The organism is Chromohalobacter sp. HP20-39 (assembly GCF_033052815.1).
In the GTDB taxonomy this organism is placed as follows: domain Bacteria; phylum Pseudomonadota; class Gammaproteobacteria; order Pseudomonadales; family Halomonadaceae; genus Chromohalobacter.
Genome location: NZ_JAWHTP010000541.1, coordinates 1 through 282, shown reverse-complemented (window position 1 = coordinate 282; position 282 = coordinate 1). Strand labels below are relative to the sequence as shown.

At 64.9% G+C, this 282-nt stretch carries 1 protein-coding gene; it reads right to left on the bottom strand.

The features are described from left to right. Nucleotides 1–282, bottom strand: a 282-nt coding sequence (locus RVY79_RS19110; protein WP_317466132.1) for a biotin carboxylase N-terminal domain-containing protein, incomplete at both ends; no start/stop codon positions are given.

Sequence of the window (282 nt, the reverse complement as noted above, 5' to 3'; positions counted from 1 at the left end):
CCGCCGCCGGCCGACGCCTTCACCAGGACGGGGAAACCAATCTTGTTGGCCGCATTGGACAGCGTGTCATCGTCCTGCGCATCCCCATGATAGCCGGGCACCAGTGGCACGCCGGCCTTCTCCATCAGAGCCTTCGAGCCCGACTTCGAGCCCATGGCGGTTATCATCTCGGCGGTCGGGCCGACAAAGATCAATCCGGCTTCCGCACATGCCTGTGCGAACTCGGCGCTCTCGGAGAGGAAGCCGTAGCCGGGATGGATCGCCTCGGCACCGCTGCTCTTC